Consider the following 15,055-nt stretch of genomic DNA (forward strand, 5'->3'; position numbering starts at 1 on the left):
TAGGCCATGATCAAGCTGATCTTTCCCTGGGCGTTCGATCATCCGTGGGTCTGGCCGCTGATCGGCCTGCCGCTGGGCTGGCTGGTCTGGCACATGCGCCACACCGGCGCGAAGATCGCTCTGCTGTTGCTGCTGGGCGCGGTGCCCTATGCCATGCTGATCATCGGCGGGATCGAGGACGGCTGCACCAGCGCCGATCCCCCGGCGCGCTGCGTGGGCTGGTCGCTGTCGGTGGTCTTCGTGATCGTTGGCATCACCCCGCTATGGCTGGGCAGCATGGCGGCGGGGGCATGGCTGCGCCGCCGTCAGACCGGCCCCGGGGACTGAAGCCGGGGCTGATCCGGCTCAGTCGAACTTGTTGTCGCGCGGGAAGCCGGTGGGCGGCATCCGCCCGGCGGCACCGCGCGCCACCTTCCACAGCCGCATGTCGCCTTCGGTGCGGGTCCGCCCGGTTTCGCCGCCCATCTTCCAGCTGAGGCCATCGTCCAGCTTGAGCGTGGTCGCATCGGCCAGTCCGCCGTCGCGGTAGCGTTGCAGGGTCACCCCCTGCCCCTTGGCCAGCACCGGCAGTTCTTCCAGGCTGAACAGCACCAGCTTGCGGTTGTCGCCGCAGACGGCAACGTGATCGTGCTCGGGCGGGATTTCGCGCACTACGGTCAGCTTGACGCCTGGCTTGGTGGTCATCACGCCGCGCCCCTTGCGGGTTTCGGCCAGCAATTCGTCCGCTTCGGCGGCAAAGCCGCGCCCGACATTGCTGGCCAGCAGCAATTGCGCCTTGGGCTTGTAGACCAGCACGGCGACAATCTCCGCCCCGGCATCAATGTCCACCATGGTGCGGATCGGTTCGCCAAAACCGCGCGCGCCGGGCAGCTTGTCCGCGCCCAGGGTATAGAACCGGCCGTTGTCGCAGGCGATCAGCAACTTGTCGGTGGTCTGCGCGTGGAGCGCAAAGGCCGGGCCGTCGCCTTCCTTGAACTTGAATTCCTTGTCGAGCGCCTCGTGTCCGCTGGCCCCGCGGATCCAGCCCTTGGCCGAGAGGATCACCGTGACCGGCGCTTTCTCGATCATCGCGTCCATGCTGAATTCGACCGTGGGGGCGGCTTCGGCAATGGTCGTGCGGCGACGGCCCAGCGCCGTATCCTCGGCGTAATCCTTGCGCAGCGCCGCCAGGTCACGCTTCAACCGGGTGCGCTGGCGGGCCGGACTGTCGAGCAGCTTCTGCAGTTCCTCCTGCTCGGCCACCAGATCGTCGCGCTCGCGCCGCAGCTCCATTTCCTCAAGTTTGCGGAGGCTCCGCAGCCGCATGTTGAGGATCGCTTCGGCCTGCCGGTCGGTCAGCATGAATTCGGCCATCATCACCGGTTTGGGCTCGTCCTCGGTGCGGATGATCTCGATGATCCGGTCGAGGTTGAGGTAGGCGATGATGTAGCCATCAAGCAGTTCCAGCCGGCTGGCGATCTTTTCCAGCCGGTGCCGGGCGCGGCGCAGCATGATGTCGATCTGCGCGATCACCCATTCCTGCAGCAGCAGCTTCAGCCCCAGCACCCCCGGCGTGCGATTGGCATCGAGCACGTTGAGATTGAGGCTGAAGCGCGTTTCCAGGTCGCTGAGCTTGTACAGCGATTCCTTGAGCAGTTCCGGATCGACGTTGCGGCTTTTCGGCACGAACACCAGGCGGATCTGTTCGTCCGATTCGTCGCGGATGTCCTCCAGGATCGGCAGCTTCTTGTCGGCGATCAGCTGCGCGACCTGCTCGATCAGCTTGCCCTTGGGCAGCATGTAGGGGATCTCGCTGATGACGAGCTGCCATTGCCCGCCGCCCAGCTTTTCGATGCCCGTTTCTTCCCAGGTGCCGTCTTCCAGCCGCCCGGTCGAAAAGCGCCCGCGCACGCGGAACGCGCCCTTGCCGGTTTCATAAGCGGCGCTGATCACCGCCGGGCTATCGACCACCACCCCGCCGGTCGGGAAATCGGGGCCCCTGAACACTTCCATCAGCTGGCTGTGTTCGACATGCGGATTGTCGATCAGCAGAAGGGTCGCGTCGATGATCTCGGCCACGTTGTGGCTGGGGATATTGGTGGCCATGCCCACCGCGATCCCGCTGGACCCGTTGGCCAGCAGGTTGGGGAACAGCCCGGGGAAGATTTCCGGCTCTTCCTCCTCGCCATTGTAGGTCGGGTTGAAGTTGACCGTGCCTTCGTCAAGGCCCGCCATCAGCTGGATCGCGGTCTTGGTCAGGCGCGCTTCGGTATAACGATAGGCGGCAGCGTTATCGCCGTCGATGTTGCCGAAATTGCCCTGCCCTTCGACCAGCGGATAGCGCAGGCTGAAATCCTGGGCGAGGCGGACCATCGCGTCATAGACCGATTGATCGCCGTGCGGGTGATACTTGCCGATCACGTCGCCGACCACGCGGGCCGATTTCTTGTAGGCCTGGCTGGGATCAAGCTTCAATTGCCGCATCGCCCACAGCAGTCGGCGGTGGACCGGCTTCAGCCCGTCGCGCAGATCGGGCAGCGAGCGCGCGGTGATCGTCGACAGGGCATAGACAAGATAGCGCTCGGACAGCGCGGCATCGAACGGCGCGTCGACGATGGTGTCGAAGGGATCGGGTTCGGTGGTGTCTGATGCGGCCATTGGGCACAAGCAACTAGCAAGTGGCCCGCCCGGTTCAAGTCCCCGGCGCGATCAATCCCCCGCGCCGTGATGGTTTTCGCCAGGTTCGGCCGGCGCGGTCGCCTCGGGCGCGGCTTCGGCTGCGGGTTGTTCCGCAGGCTCGCCGGGTGTCTCCGGCGATGGCGCGGGCCTTGGCGGCGGCGCGGCGCCGACGCAGTGGCTGACTTCCTGCATCCCTTCGGCATCGTAGAGGTAGGACAGGCTGGCCCCGCTGGCGAAAGGCGCGGTCTGGCAGACCCACACCGCGCGGCTGTGCTGGTCATACCGCACCTTGTATGCCTCGCGCTCGCAGGCGGCGGGGTTGCAGGCGCTCGCCTCCACCAGGTCGCCGTGGCGCGTGACGGGGCCAAGCGAGCGCAGGCTGCGGGAAAAGCGCGTCATGGCGTCGGCCAGGGCCTGCCCGCCGGCCAGTTCCAGCACGGCCTCGCGCACTTCGGGGCTGGTGAAGATCACCTGCCCGTCAATCTTCGCATCGGCCTGCTGGCCGACATAGCGCAGCACCCCTTCCAGCTTGACTTCGCCTTCGCCGTGGGCGGCGGCTTCGCCGTGGCCCGCCCCGCTCCCGCCCAGCCAGTAGCCCAGGCCAAACAGCGCGCCGTGGCTGGCCAGGGCCGCGCCGAGCAGCAGCAGGCGGCGCGCACGCGGCGGGCGCGGCAGAGGCAGCGCTTCTGCAGGCATTACCGCTTGCGGCTCAAGCAGCTCCTGCATCTCAAGCCCATCATCTTCTGGGGGATCAAGCACGCCGAGATCGCCCAGCAGGCTATCCAGATCGTCGGCGGCGGGCGCAGGTGGCGGCGGGAGCGCGCTGGACATGGCGTCAAGCTCGCCCAGCAGGCTGTCGATGCCTTCGTCGGCTTGCTGCTTCTTCGCCATGCCATGCCCCAGTCAACCGGGCGCAGAGGCGCCCTTGGCCGACGGACTTAGCCAAACAGGGTTAACCCCGCCGCGCTGGGGCTATCAGGGATGCTGCGTAGTCCTGCCGCGCTCAGCGCCGCTGCATGTCGCGGCTTTCGCCGGGAATGCGCACTTCCAGCCCGTCGAGCACCTCGGTCAGCACGATCTGGCACGACAGGCGGCTGGTGCGGGTGACCCCGGCGGCCAGATCGAGCATGTCTTCCTCGTCCTCGCTGGCACGGGGCAGCTTGGCGAACCATTCGGGCGCGACGATCACGTGGCAGGTGGAACAGGCCATCTGCCCTTCGCAGGTCCCTTCCAGCGGCATGTCGGCGTTCTGACCCACGGCCAGCAGGCAGTCGCCCGCCGCTGCCTCGGCGGTAACGCGTTCACCATTGGCCGTCACGAAAGTCACATTCATTGTCAGACGCCTTGTTCCCTGGCTGCCGCATCGATTTGCCGGCACGCCGATAGCAGGTCTTCGCGCGAGGTATAGCGCCCGAAGCCCAGCCGGATCGAGGTTTTCGCCTCGGCCGGGTCCAGCCCCAGCGCGCTCAGCACGTGGCTCGGCCGGCCCGAGCCGCTGGCGCAGGCCGATCCGCCCGCGAACATCACGCCGCGGCATTCGCTGATCAGCCGGTTCACGTTAAGCCCGGCCAGCCGCAGGTTGAGATTGCCCTTCCAGCGATGTTCGGCGCTTCCGTTCAGCGTCCAGCGCGACAGCACATCGCGGGCCGCATCCCACAGCATGGCGACGTGGGCCGCGTCTTCGTCGATCCGCTGCGCCGCAACGGCCGCCGCCGCGCCAAAGCCCGCGCACAGCGCCGGGCTGAGCGTGCCCGAACGCAGCGCCCCTTCCTGCCCGCCGCCCCTGATCAGCGGGAACAGCTTCACGCCGTCGCGAATCCACAGCGCGCCGATCCCCTTGGGACCGTGGATCTTGTGCGCGGAAATCGCCACCAGGTCGACGCAATCGGGAATGGCGATCCGGCCATAGCCCTGAACTGCATCGCACAGCATGACCGCGCCCAGATCGTGCGCCGCCGCCGCGATTGCGGGGATCGGGTTGATCGTGCCGATTTCATTGTTGACCTGCATCGCCGCAACCACCTGCGGCGGGCGCTGCCCGGCCAGCGCGGCGGCATTGGCGCGGCCATCAGCGCTGACCGGCAGCACTTCGAAGCGGAAGCCATGGCGGCGGGCATGGCGCTCGCAGTCCAGCACCGCGGGATGCTCGGTGGCAAAGGTCAGCACATCGCCGCTGTCATAAAGCGCCAGGTTCAGCGCTTCGGTGGCCGATCCGGTAAACACCACGCGCCCGCCCGGCGGCAGCAGCGCGGCAACCTGCTGGCGCGCCACGTCGACCGCGGCTGCCGCCGCGCGGCCCATGCGGTGCGGGCTGTGCGGATTGCCGAAGCTGTCATCGCCCAGCCAGCGTAGCATCGCCTCGCGCGCTTCGGGGGCCAGCTGCGTGGTCGCCTGGTAATCAAGATAGATCATGCGCCTGCCACTTCCCGCCAGGCGGCGATGAAGCGGTCGATCTCAGCCTCGCTCGTCTCGCGCCCGATGCTGACCCGGATCACTTCATTCGCCCCCTCAACACCCATCGCCTGCAACACGTGGCTGGTCTTGAGCGAACCCGACGAACAGGCACTGCCCGCCGACACCGCAATACCCATGCCGTCGAACCGGATCAGCTGCGCATTGGCCGATTTGCCCGGCATCCGGTAGGCCGCGATCGAGGGCACGCGCGCGGTTTCCTCGGCGATGGAAATGCCCCCCGCCGCCGCGATTGCCTGGTCCAGCCGGTCGCGCAGCGCGACCGCGCGGCCAAGCCATTCGGCCCCGGCGGCCAGGGCCGCCACCATCGCCAGCACGCCGGGCAGGTTCTCGGTCCCGCCGCGATAGCCGCGTTCCTGCCCGCCAGTCGGGCGCAGCATCGCCCAGTCGCGCACCAAGAGCGCGCCCACCCCCACCGGCCCGCCGAACTTGTGCGCCGACAGCGCGATCAGGTCGGCATCCGGCAGGAACAGTTTGCCCGCGCCCTGCGCGGCATCGGCCAGCAGCAGCCCGCCCGCGCCGCGCGCCGCATCGGCAATCGCTTCCATCGGCTGCATCACGCCGGTTTCGTTGTTGGCCTGCTGCACCGCGACCAGCCCCGGCAGCGCGCAATCGGCCGGGCGGACCAGCCCCAGCGGATCGACCGCCAGCCGCCGCGCATCACCGGCATGGCGCAGCACCGCCTCATGCTCGACCGCGCTGACCGCGACGAGCGGCAGGATGCAGCGCTGGATCGCCAGGGCCAGCGCCTCGCTCGCCCCGCTGGTGAACACCACTTCCCCGCTCCAGCCGAGCAGATCCTTCAGCCGCGCCCGCGCATCTTCCAGCGCGGCGCGCGCCCTTCGCCCCGGCGCGTGCGGGCTGCTGGGATTGGCCCACAGCGCGAACCCTTCGAGCATGGCATCGCGCGCGGCGGGCAGCAGCGGCGTGGTGGCGGCGTGATCGAGATAGAGGGTTGGAGCGCTCATGTTCGCAAATGTTGCTTTTCGGACCTTCGTTTCTATATAGCGCCTGCTTCCCGATCATAGCCCCATCCGGACCGGCAAGCCGAATTCATCGGACGCCGCGGCGGGGGCGCCAGCAGGAACAGGTACGCACCCATGCCTTCCGTGATTTTCCCCGGACCCGAAGGCCGTCTCGAAGGCCGCTTCCAACCCGCCTCGCGCCCGCGCGCGCCGGTGGCGATGATCCTGCACCCGCACCCCCAGGCGGGCGGGACGATGAACGATCGCATCACCCAGGCGCTCTACAAGACGTTCCAGGCGCGCGGCTTTGCCACGCTACGCTTCAACTTTCGCGGTGTCGGCCGCAGCCAGGGCAGCTTCGACAACGGCATCGGCGAGCTGAGCGACGCCGCCGCCGCGCTCGACTGGGTCCAGTCGATCCACCCAGAAGCCAGCACCACCTGGATCGCGGGCTACAGCTTCGGCGCGCTGATCGGCATGCAGCTGCTGATGCGCCGCCCGGAAATCCGCGGCTTCATCTCGGTCGCGCCGCCGGCGAACATGTACGATTTCAGCTTCCTGGCGCCCTGCCCGGCGTCCGGCATCATCGTCCAGGGCGCGGCCGACACGGTGGTGACGCCGAACGCCGTGCAGAAGCTGGTCGACAAGCTGCGCACGCAAAAGCACATCACCATCCACCACGAGGAAATCCCCCGGGCGAACCACTTCTTCGAGAACGAACAGGAAGACCTGATGCGTTCGGTGGACAATTACCTCGACATGCGCCTGTCGCCGGATTGCCCGATCCGCTGATTACTTGCGCAGTTCCTGCGCCACCGGGCTGGTCCCGCTGGCGTCGGGCAGCGTCCAGATCGCGACATTGACCGCGGCCACCAGCGCCAGCACCGCCATCAGCATGGCCTGGCGGCGATCCCCCTTGCGCCACATCAGCCAGGCGGCAATCGGCAGGCCCAGCACGGCCAGGACCATGATAGAAAGTACGGTTTCCATAGCGGACAAGTAGCACGTCGAACGGGGTTTGACAGGCCCCGCCGTCGCCACCACTCTGATTCGCATGACCAAATCGCTCATCACCACCCGGCGCGAGGCGCTGGCCCTGCTTGGCGCGGGCAGCGCCGCCCTGACTCTCAACGCCTGCGCGCCCGGCGCGGCCCGCTCGATCCCGCTGCCGGGCGATGCGGCAGCCACGCTGGATGCCATCGCCTGGCAGCTGCTGGCGGAAAATCCCGAACAGGCGACCGGGCTGGGCATCGATACCGGCGCCCACGCCGCGCTGCGCAGCCAGCTGGGGGATCGTTCGCCCGCCGGGCAGGCCAAGCTCGTCCGCCTGCTGCGCGACGGCCTGCGGCAAGTGAGCGCGATCGACCCCGCCCCGCTTGACGCAGCCACCCAGACCAGCCTGGCCGTGGTCAAGAGCGCCTTTGCCGTCGCACTCGATGGCTTTGCCCTGCCCTACGGCGATGTCGCCATCGGCGGCTGGCGCAATACGCCCTACGTGGTGATCCAGAATGTCGGCGCCTATCTCGACACCCCGCGCTTCCTCGATGGCGACCACCCGGTGCGCGATGCGGCGGACGCCGAAGCCTATCTGGCCCGCCTCGGCGCCCTGCCCGCCCAGCTCGACGGCGAGCTTGAGCGCCTGCGCGAGGCCGGGCGGATCGGGGCCATCGCCCCTTCGTTCCTGCTCGACAAGGCAATTGCCCAGATGGAACTGGCGCTGAAGGACGCCAGTGCCGGGGGTGACATCGTCCAGTCGCTGGTTCGCCGCACCGGCACGATCCCCGGCGAATGGGGCCGCCGCGCAAAGGAACTGGCCACCGGGCCGGTTGCCGCCGCGCTGGGCCGCCAGCTGGCCGAACTCAAGACCCAGCGCGCCCGCGCCAGCGATCATGCCGGGCTGTGGGCGCGTCCGCGCGGGGATGAATGGTATGCCTGGGGCCTGCGCGCCAGCACCACCACCCGCCATTCGCCGGACGAGGTGCACCGCATGGGGCTGGAACAGCTTGAACTGCTCCACGCGCGGATGGACCCGCTGCTGCGCGGACTGGGTTTCACCAGCGGCACCGTGGGCGAACGGATGACCGCGCTGGGCAAGGACCCGCGCTTCCTGTTCAGCAACGACGACAAGGGCCGGGCCGAAATCATCGCCCTGATGCAAAGCAAGATCGCCTATATCCGCACCCGCCTGCCCGATGCCTTCCGCACGCTGGTCAAGGGCAACCTCGAAATCCGCCGCCTGCCCCCGGCCGAGGAAGCCGGCGCGCCCGGGGCCTATGGCGGGGCAGGCTCGATCGACGGCACGGTGCCGGGCAAGATCTGGCTGAACCTGGGCGATACGGACCGTCACAGCCGCTACAGCCTGCCCACCCTGGCCTTCCACGAAGGGATTCCCGGCCACGTCTGGCAGGGCGAATATGCCAACCGCCTGCCGCTGATCCGCACCCTGTTGGCCTTCAACGCCTATAGCGAAGGCTGGGCGCTCTACGCCGAAACGCTGGGGGATGAACTCGGCACTTACGAGGGCGATCCGGTCGGCCAGCTGGGCTATCTGCAATCCATCGCTTTCCGCGCCTGCCGCATGGTGGTGGACACCGGGCTCCACGCCAAGCGCTGGACGCGCGAACAGGCGGTGCAATGGTTCGCCAGCACGAACGGTTCGGGCCTGTCGGAAGTCGCGCCGGAAGTGGACCGCTATTGTTCGTGGCCGGGCCAGGCCTGCGGCTACAAGATGGGTCACAGCGAAATCCTGGCCCAGCGCAGCCGCGCCCAGACCGCGCTGGGCGCAGCCTATGACCTGCGCGATTTCAACGATGCGGTGGTCACCGGCGGCAACGTGCCGCTGGACGTGCTGGCGCAGAACGTGTCGCGCTACATCGCGGCCAAGCGGGGATAATCCGGCTTACAGATCAAAGATTTGCTGATAAACTGACGCCATCAGGGGGAACTGGCGGGCCAATCCCGGCCCGCCACCTGTTGAGGAGTCGCATCCCGTGTCCATTTTCAGCAAGATCAAGAACGCCATTTTCGGCCACAAGGAGGAAGCCCCTGCGGCCGCCGCCGCGCCCACCGCAGCCCCGGCCATTCCGCTGGGCGATCCCGCCCCCGCCCCGGCTGCTCCCGCCGCGCTGAGCGAGATCGATGTCGAGGCGAGCCTCAACGCCATGCCCGGCGCGGGCGACCTCAACTGGCAGGGCTCGATCGTCGACCTGATGAAGCTGGTCGGTATCGACGCCAGCTATGAGAACCGCAAGGACCTGGCGCATGAGCTTGGCGATGCCGACTATTCCGGCAAGGCCGAGGAAAACATCGCCCTGCACAAGGCCGTGATGAAGGCGCTGGCCGAAAACGGCGGCAAGGTTCCGGCCAACCTGCTCGACTGAGCGGCGCGTCCGGCGCAAGAAAAAGGGGCGCGGAACCGCTTGGTTCCGCCCCCTTTCCTGTCCAGGTTTGCCCGGCCTATTTCTTGCCGAACAGGCCGGCGGCCATGCCGGCAATATCGTCCAGCGGATTGCCGTCGCCATCGCGGTCCAGCATGTTGGCCACGCCCGCCAGCGCGCTGTTGCCCTTGAGCAGTTCCGACAGCTGGCCCAGCGCGCTCTCGCCACCCAGCTGCTGCGCGATCTGGCCCAGCTGGCCGATGTCCAGCCCGGTCTTGGCCGCGGCCCCTTCCAGCGTATCGCCCGGTTCGGCGTGGCTCTGCCCCAGCGCGGCAACCGCCTGCTCCGCCAGTTCCTTGGGGATGCCGACCTTTTCCGCAATCGCGTCAATCGCGCCCGCGCCGCCGATCTGCCCCAGAATTCCGTCCAAAAGACCCATGATGATGCGACTCCTCGATAAATGAAGGACTTAGCATGGGCCGCGCGGCGCGGCCTGCCAAGTCAAATCGCGGCCAGGTCCGGTTCCACCCAGCCCCGCCGCGCCGCCACCGAGAACAGCAATTCGCGTGAATAGAAGCTGAGCGGCCAATCGCGCGGCGCCATCGGGCTTGCCAGTAGGGCGTTGACCGCGCCCAGCAGATCGCCTCCGCCGTGATCGGCCAGGAACCGGCGCGTGCCCCGGATATACAGCTGGGTCAGCGTTTCGTGATAGCCTTGGCTATCGTCGTTCACCCCGCCCACCGCCACGTTGTGGTGGCGGATGATGCCGGGCAAGTCGCGCTCGGCCACGATGTCGGGGCGTTCCAGCAGCAGCCAGGCGCAGGCGGCCAGGTGTGCCTCGTGCGTCCATTCGGACTTGGGCAGGCTGCGGGCCAGCAAGCTTTCGCCGATATGGCGAACGGCAGCGGCGCTGGCAAAAAATCGGATCGGGTGGTCGGACATGAACGGAAACTCCGGGTCACTTGCGACCCGGAGTTTCCGGATCAGGTCAGGCTGCGGCCCGCGGGGCCGAGTCGAGCACGCTTTGATCGACGTGATCGGCAAACTGGGCGAAGTTCTCGACGAACTTGGCCACCAGCTCATGCGCGGTCTTGTCGTATTCGGCGCCATCGGCCCAGGCACCGCGCGGATCGAGCAGCTTGCTGTCAACGCCCGCCACAGCGACCGGCACTTCGAAGCCGAAGTTCGGGTCCTTCTTGAATTCGACTTCGTTCAGGCTGCCGTCGAGCGCGGCGTTGAGCAGCGCGCGGGTCGCCTTGATCGGCATGCGGCTGATCCCCGGCATGGTCGCCTTGCCGCCGCTCCAGCCGGTGTTGACCAGCCAGCACTTCACGCCGCCCTTGGCGATGCGTTCCTTGAGCAGGTTGCCATAGACCGACGGGTGACGCGGCATGAACGGCGCGCCGAAGCAGGTGCTGAAGGTCGCTTCCGGTTCGGTCACGCCAATTTCGGTGCCCGCGACGCGCGCGGTGTAGCCCGACAGGAAGTGATACATCGCCTGATCCGGGGTGAGCCGCGCGATCGGGGGCAGCACGCCATAGGCATCGGCGGTGAGGAAGATCAGGTTGGCGGGAACCGGACCCAGGTTTTCTTCCGAAGCGTTCGGAATGAAGTCGATCGGGTACGAACCGCGGCTGTTTTCGGCCAGGCTGTTGTCGTCCAGATCGATTTCGCGGGTCGCGGGATCGATCACCACGTTTTCCAGCACCGTGCCGAACCGCTTGGTGGTGGCAAAGATTTCCGGTTCAGCTTCGGCCGACAGGCGGATCATCTTGGCATAGCAGCCGCCTTCGAAGTTGAACACGGCGGTGTCCGACCAGCCATGTTCGTCGTCGCCGATCAGGGTGCGGCTGGCATCGGCCGACAGCGTGGTCTTGCCGGTGCCCGACAGGCCAAAGAACACGGCGGTCTTGTTGTCCGGGCCGATGTTGGCTGAGCAGTGCATCGGCATGATGCCCTTGGCCGGCAGCAGGTAGTTGAGGATGCCGAACACCGACTTCTTCATTTCGCCGGCATACTTGGTGCCGCCGATCAGGATCAGCTTTTCGGTGAAGTTGACTGCGATCACGGTTTCCGACCGGGTGCCGTGGCGCGCCGGATCGGCAACGAAGCTGGGCAGGTCGATGATGGTGTATTCCGGCACGAATTCGGCCAGGTCGGCCGCTTCGGGGCGGACCAGCAGGGTGCGGATGAACAGGTTGTGCCAGGCTAGTTCGTTGATCACGCGCACGTTGACGCGGTGATCAACCTGCGAACCGCCGAACAGGTCGGCGACATAGAGCGTGTTCTTTTCGGCCAGCGCGGCCAGGAAGTCGGCCTTGAGCGCAGCGAACTGCTCGGGGCTCATCTCGACGTTGGTCTTGCCCCACCACACGGTGCTTTCGGTCACGCCGTCGCGGACGATGAACTTGTCCTTGGCGCTGCGGCCGGTGTGCTTGCCGGTTTCGACGACCAGCGGTCCGTCCTTGGAGAGCACGCCCTCCCCGTTCTTGACGGCATGTTCCACCAGCGGTGCGGTGCCAAGGTTGGCAAAGATCTTCGCGCTGGTATCAATGCCCTGCTTTTCAAGCGGATAGGAAAGCGAACCGGTCAAGGTCATCTCCGTCAGTCGGGTTACGGGGGCGCGCCACTGCGCCGCCGGTTCCTCCGCATACGAATGCAAAGGAGTCGAGGCGCGCATAGTCGAGCCGGACGATTCCGTCAAACAAGCAAGAGTTGCGCGGCAAAAAGGCACACATTCAACGGTTTGCACAGGCGCTCTTCTGGGCATTTGCCAGTGCCCGCGTTACCCGCTAACCCATTGGTCCCGCACCGCAACCAGCCAAGAGCCTGATGGCCGAGCCCGCCCCCGCCCCGCAACAGACGATCGCGCTGGTCGATGACGACCGCAACATCCTGACCACGGTTTCGATCGGCCTCCAGGCCGAAGGCTTTGCCACGCGCGTCTATTCGGACGGGGCGGCCGCGCTGAAGGCGCTGCTCGAAAATCCGCCCGACCTGGCGGTGTTCGACATCAAGATGCCGCGCATGGACGGGCTCGAACTGCTGCGCCAGCTGCGCGAGAAAAGCGCACTGCCGGTGATCTTCCTGACCAGCAAGGACGAGGAACCGGACGAGGCGCTGGGCCTGGCGATGGGTGCGGACGATTACATCACCAAGCCGTTCAGTCAGCGCCTGCTCGTCGCCCGGATCCGCGCCATTCTGCGCCGGGCGGAGCTGATCAAGGGCGTGGTCGAAAGTGTGCCGAGCGAACCGGCCAGCGAGGTGATCGAACGCGGCCGGCTGGAAATGGACCCGGCGCGCCATCACGTGACCTGGCTGGGCAAGCCGGTTTCGCTGACCGTGACCGAGTTCCTGATCCTCGAAGCGCTGGCCGCCCGCCCCGGCGTAATCAAGAGCCGCAACCAGCTGATGGACGCAGCCTACAGCGACGACGTATTCGTCGACGACCGGACGATCGACAGCCACATCAAGCGGCTGCGACGCAAGTTCCGCGCGGTCGATCCCCACTTCTCCGCGATCGAGACGCTCTACGGCGCGGGCTATTCGTTCACCGATGGCTGACGAGATCCCGCCACGCGAACGACCGGCGCGGTCCGCCTGGACCCGCCGCACTTCGCTCACCGCGCGCATCCTGGCGGTCAACATCATTGCCCTGGGGCTGATGGCGGGCAGCCTGTTCTACCTCGACAGCTACCGCAAGCAGCTGCTGGCCGAACGCTTCCGCCTGGCCCGCGCCGAGGCCGAGATTACCGCCGATGGCCTGTCCGAAACGCCTATTTCCGGACGCAAGGCGCTGATCGACCGGGTTTCGCGCGAACAGTCGCTGCGGCTCAGGCTCTACAATTCCAAGGGCAAGCTGCTGCTCGACAGCTTCACCATCGCCGGGGCGACCTTCACGTTCGCCGATCCCTCCAGCGAGAGCCTCTACCTCCAGGGCGGGCGGCTGCTCGACCGGGGGATGAACTATCTGCTCGGCACGCCGCCGCTGCCGCCCTACCGCGATCCCGAGGTCGAGGAAGCCGCAGCCTGGCCCGAATTGGCCCAGGCCCTGGCCAGCAATGGCAGCGTGGTGGTGCAGCGCGCCGCGCCGGATGAAACCCCGGTGATCAACGCCGCCGCCCCGGTTGGGGTGCGCGGCGAAATGCTGCTGGCCACCCGCAACGCCGCCGACATCACCCAGTCGGTCCGCGATGCCCGCCAGACCCTGGCGATCGTGCTGGCGGTCACCCTGATCATCTCGATCCAGCTGTCGCTGTTCCTGGCGCGGACCATCGTCCAGCCGCTGCGCACCCTGGTGCGTGCGGCCGTGCGGGTGCGGCTGGGCCGCGACCGCGCCGTGGTGGTCCCGCGCCTGCCCGAACGGCGCGACGAGATCGGCCTGCTCGCCCGCGCCATTTCCGACATGACTGCCGCGCTGCGCCGCCATATCGACGGGGTCGAAAGCTTTGCCGCCGATGTCGCGCACGAAATCAAGAACCCGCTCGCCAGCCTGCGCAGCGCGCTCGAAAGCCTCGAGAAGGTCGATGATCCCGAATTGCGGCGCGAGCTGACCCGCATCGCCACTCACGACGTGCGGCGGATCGACCGGCTGGTCAGCGAAATCGCTGAAGCGAGCCGGATCGACGCGGAGCTGAGCCGCACCCAGTTCGAGCCGGTGAACCTGCGCGCGCTGGCCGCAGCCCAGGTCCGCGCGCGCGACGAACGCGCCGGCAATCTCGATTGCCGGGTCAGCGTGGACCTGCTGGACGACGGCCCGTTCGAAGTGCCCGGCGATGCCGCGCGGCTGGAACGCGTGCTCGAAAACCTGCTCGACAACGCGATCTCGTTCTCGCCGCCGGGCGGATCGGTCGCGATCCAGCTGGTTCGGCACGAGGACCGCGTCGAACTGGCGGTGATCGACCAGGGCCCCGGCATCCCGCAGGAAGCGCGCGAGAAGGTGTTCGAACGGTTCCACTCGCTCCGCCCGAGCGAGGAGGATTTCGGCAGCCATTCCGGCCTGGGCCTGGCCATCGCCCGGACCATCGCCGAAGCGCACGACGGCACGCTGACCGCCAGCGACCGGCGCGATGGCCAGCGCGGCGCGCGGCTGGTCCTGGACCTGCCCGCCGTGCTGGAAGACGAGGACGAGGCATGAGCCTGGTCCACCCCGCCACCTGCGTCGCCGTCCAGGGCCGCGCCGTGCTGATCCAAGGCCCCAGCGGCAGCGGCAAGAGCGCGCTGGCACTGGCCCTGATCGATCGCGGCGCCGTGCTGATCGGCGATGACGGGGTGACGCTGGAGCAACGCGGCAATGCCCTGCTTGCCAGCCCCCCGCCCCGCATCGCCGGCCTGCTGGAAGTGCGCAATCTTGGCTTGCTGACCTTTCCCGTGGCGCAAGGCGTGCCGGTGGCGCTGGTCCTGCGGCTCGATCCCGACGCGCCGCGCTTTGTCGATGCGGCCGAAGCGGCGGAACTCGCCGGGGCCAGCCTGCCCATGCTGCGGCTGTGGCCCGGCGATCCACTCAACGCGATCAAGGCCGAACTGGCACTGGCCCGTTACGGGCTTGGGACAAGCTGATCGCCCCCCCTTCCAATTGCCGCG

At 67.5% G+C, this 15,055-nt stretch carries 16 protein-coding genes; 7 read left to right on the forward strand and 9 right to left on the reverse strand.

The features are described from left to right. Positions 1-6 precede the first annotated feature (6 nt). Positions 7-327: a hypothetical protein gene (locus tag ACE3N9_RS01265; RefSeq protein WP_374280055.1), complete on the forward strand. Its 321-nt coding sequence runs from the start codon at positions 7-9 to the stop codon at positions 325-327. Between the two features lie 18 nt (positions 328-345). On the opposite strand, the gene parC is transcribed toward ACE3N9_RS01265, so the two are convergent. The 5 genes from parC to ACE3N9_RS01290 form a co-directional block, all read right to left on the reverse strand. After that, positions 346-2,637: a DNA topoisomerase IV subunit A gene (gene parC, locus ACE3N9_RS01270; protein WP_374280057.1), complete on the reverse strand. Its 2,292-nt coding sequence runs from the start codon at positions 2,635-2,637 to the stop codon at positions 346-348. A 51-nt stretch (positions 2,638-2,688) separates the two neighbouring features. Then, positions 2,689-3,549, reverse strand: a complete 861-nt coding sequence (locus ACE3N9_RS01275) for a hypothetical protein (protein WP_374280059.1) — start codon at positions 3,547-3,549, stop codon at positions 2,689-2,691. 112 nt (positions 3,550-3,661) lie between these two features. Beyond that, the gene (locus ACE3N9_RS01280) at positions 3,662-3,991 is read right to left on the reverse strand and encodes a 2Fe-2S iron-sulfur cluster-binding protein (RefSeq protein WP_374280061.1); all 330 of its coding nucleotides are present in this window, start codon (positions 3,989-3,991) and stop codon (positions 3,662-3,664) included. Between the two features lie 2 nt (positions 3,992-3,993). Further along, positions 3,994-5,070, reverse strand: a complete 1,077-nt coding sequence (locus ACE3N9_RS01285) for a cysteine desulfurase family protein (protein ID WP_374280063.1) — start codon at positions 5,068-5,070, stop codon at positions 3,994-3,996. After that, positions 5,067-6,098 (reverse strand): cysteine desulfurase family protein, encoded by a 1,032-nt coding sequence (locus tag ACE3N9_RS01290; protein ID WP_374280065.1) that lies wholly within the window; start codon positions 6,096-6,098, stop codon positions 5,067-5,069. Before ACE3N9_RS01290 ends, ACE3N9_RS01285 begins: the two co-directional genes overlap by 4 nt. A 132-nt stretch (positions 6,099-6,230) precedes the next feature. Here ACE3N9_RS01290 and ACE3N9_RS01295 point away from each other — a divergent pair, with 132 nt between their 5' ends. After that, positions 6,231-6,887 carry an alpha/beta hydrolase gene (locus ACE3N9_RS01295; protein WP_374280067.1) on the forward strand — a complete coding sequence of 219 codons (657 nt, stop codon included), beginning with the start codon at positions 6,231-6,233 and terminating at the stop codon, positions 6,885-6,887. On the opposite strand, the gene ACE3N9_RS01300 is transcribed toward ACE3N9_RS01295, so the two are convergent. Beyond that, a complete protein-coding gene (locus tag ACE3N9_RS01300; protein ID WP_374280069.1) occupies positions 6,888-7,085 on the reverse strand; it encodes a hypothetical protein in 198 nt (65 codons plus the stop codon). A gap of 64 nt (positions 7,086-7,149) precedes the next feature. Here ACE3N9_RS01300 and ACE3N9_RS01305 point away from each other — a divergent pair, with 64 nt between their 5' ends. Together ACE3N9_RS01305 and ACE3N9_RS01310 are read left to right on the forward strand one after the other, a co-directional pair. Next, on the forward strand, positions 7,150-8,988 hold the full coding sequence (locus ACE3N9_RS01305; protein WP_374280071.1) for a DUF885 family protein: 1,839 nt from the start codon (positions 7,150-7,152) through the stop codon (positions 8,986-8,988). Between the two features lie 97 nt (positions 8,989-9,085). Then, positions 9,086-9,475: a DUF3597 domain-containing protein gene (locus ACE3N9_RS01310; protein ID WP_374280073.1), complete on the forward strand. Its 390-nt coding sequence runs from the start codon at positions 9,086-9,088 to the stop codon at positions 9,473-9,475. 76 nt (positions 9,476-9,551) lie between these two features. Here ACE3N9_RS01310 and ACE3N9_RS01315 read toward each other — a convergent pair whose 3' ends face one another. The 3 genes from ACE3N9_RS01315 to ACE3N9_RS01325 all read right to left on the reverse strand — a co-directional run bounded on the left by ACE3N9_RS01315 (position 9,552) and on the right by ACE3N9_RS01325 (position 12,071). Then, positions 9,552-9,911 carry a hypothetical protein gene (locus ACE3N9_RS01315; protein ID WP_374280075.1) on the reverse strand — a complete coding sequence of 120 codons (360 nt, stop codon included), beginning with the start codon at positions 9,909-9,911 and terminating at the stop codon, positions 9,552-9,554. A gap of 62 nt (positions 9,912-9,973) precedes the next feature. Continuing rightward, positions 9,974-10,414, reverse strand: coding sequence for a hypothetical protein (locus ACE3N9_RS01320; RefSeq protein WP_374280077.1), 441 nt, complete (start codon positions 10,412-10,414; stop codon positions 9,974-9,976). A gap of 46 nt (positions 10,415-10,460) precedes the next feature. Then, on the reverse strand, positions 10,461-12,071 hold the full coding sequence (locus ACE3N9_RS01325) for a phosphoenolpyruvate carboxykinase (protein WP_374280079.1): 1,611 nt from the start codon (positions 12,069-12,071) through the stop codon (positions 10,461-10,463). Positions 12,072-12,304: 233 nt separating this feature from the next. Here ACE3N9_RS01325 and ACE3N9_RS01330 point away from each other — a divergent pair, with 233 nt between their 5' ends. From ACE3N9_RS01330 to ACE3N9_RS01340, 3 genes are read left to right on the forward strand one after another with little or no spacing between them, the layout of a single operon-like run. After that, entirely contained in the window at positions 12,305-13,036 is a 732-nt protein-coding gene (locus tag ACE3N9_RS01330) for a response regulator (RefSeq protein ID WP_374280081.1), read from the forward strand. Next, entirely contained in the window at positions 13,029-14,609 is a 1,581-nt protein-coding gene (locus ACE3N9_RS01335) for a stimulus-sensing domain-containing protein (protein WP_374280083.1), read from the forward strand. The genes ACE3N9_RS01330 and ACE3N9_RS01335 overlap by 8 nt, the downstream gene beginning before the upstream one ends. Next, complete coding sequence (locus ACE3N9_RS01340; RefSeq protein WP_374280085.1) at positions 14,606-15,031, forward strand: HPr kinase/phosphorylase; 426 nt, start codon at positions 14,606-14,608, stop codon at positions 15,029-15,031. The genes ACE3N9_RS01335 and ACE3N9_RS01340 overlap by 4 nt, the downstream gene beginning before the upstream one ends. Positions 15,032-15,055: the final 24 nt, after the last annotated feature.

It is taken from the genome of Novosphingobium sp. (assembly GCF_041905565.1).
Taxonomy (GTDB): Bacteria; Pseudomonadota; Alphaproteobacteria; order Sphingomonadales; family Sphingomonadaceae; genus Novosphingobium.

Bases quoted from the DNA above. Each gene is read 5' to 3' on its own strand.
- ACE3N9_RS01265 (WP_374280055.1), top strand. From the start codon at position 7: ATGATCAAGCTGATCTTTCCCTGGGCGTTCGATCATCCGTGGGTCTGG.
- parC (WP_374280057.1), bottom strand. From the start codon at position 2,637: ATGGCCGCATCAGACACCACCGAACCCGATCCCTTCGACACCATCGTC.
- ACE3N9_RS01275 (WP_374280059.1), bottom strand. From the start codon at position 3,549: ATGGCGAAGAAGCAGCAAGCCGACGAAGGCATCGACAGCCTGCTGGGC.
- ACE3N9_RS01280 (WP_374280061.1), bottom strand. From the start codon at position 3,991: ATGAATGTGACTTTCGTGACGGCCAATGGTGAACGCGTTACCGCCGAG.
- ACE3N9_RS01285 (WP_374280063.1), bottom strand. From the start codon at position 5,070: ATGATCTATCTTGATTACCAGGCGACCACGCAGCTGGCCCCCGAAGCG.
- ACE3N9_RS01290 (WP_374280065.1), bottom strand. From the start codon at position 6,098: ATGAGCGCTCCAACCCTCTATCTCGATCACGCCGCCACCACGCCGCTG.
- ACE3N9_RS01295 (WP_374280067.1), top strand. From the start codon at position 6,231: ATGCCTTCCGTGATTTTCCCCGGACCCGAAGGCCGTCTCGAAGGCCGC.
- ACE3N9_RS01300 (WP_374280069.1), bottom strand. From the start codon at position 7,085: ATGGAAACCGTACTTTCTATCATGGTCCTGGCCGTGCTGGGCCTGCCG.
- ACE3N9_RS01305 (WP_374280071.1), top strand. From the start codon at position 7,150: ATGACCAAATCGCTCATCACCACCCGGCGCGAGGCGCTGGCCCTGCTT.
- ACE3N9_RS01315 (WP_374280075.1), bottom strand. From the start codon at position 9,911: ATGGGTCTTTTGGACGGAATTCTGGGGCAGATCGGCGGCGCGGGCGCG.
- ACE3N9_RS01320 (WP_374280077.1), bottom strand. From the start codon at position 10,414: ATGTCCGACCACCCGATCCGATTTTTTGCCAGCGCCGCTGCCGTTCGC.
- ACE3N9_RS01325 (WP_374280079.1), bottom strand. From the start codon at position 12,071: ATGACCTTGACCGGTTCGCTTTCCTATCCGCTTGAAAAGCAGGGCATT.
- ACE3N9_RS01330 (WP_374280081.1), top strand. From the start codon at position 12,305: ATGGCCGAGCCCGCCCCCGCCCCGCAACAGACGATCGCGCTGGTCGAT.
- ACE3N9_RS01335 (WP_374280083.1), top strand. From the start codon at position 13,029: ATGGCTGACGAGATCCCGCCACGCGAACGACCGGCGCGGTCCGCCTGG.
- ACE3N9_RS01340 (WP_374280085.1), top strand. From the start codon at position 14,606: ATGAGCCTGGTCCACCCCGCCACCTGCGTCGCCGTCCAGGGCCGCGCC.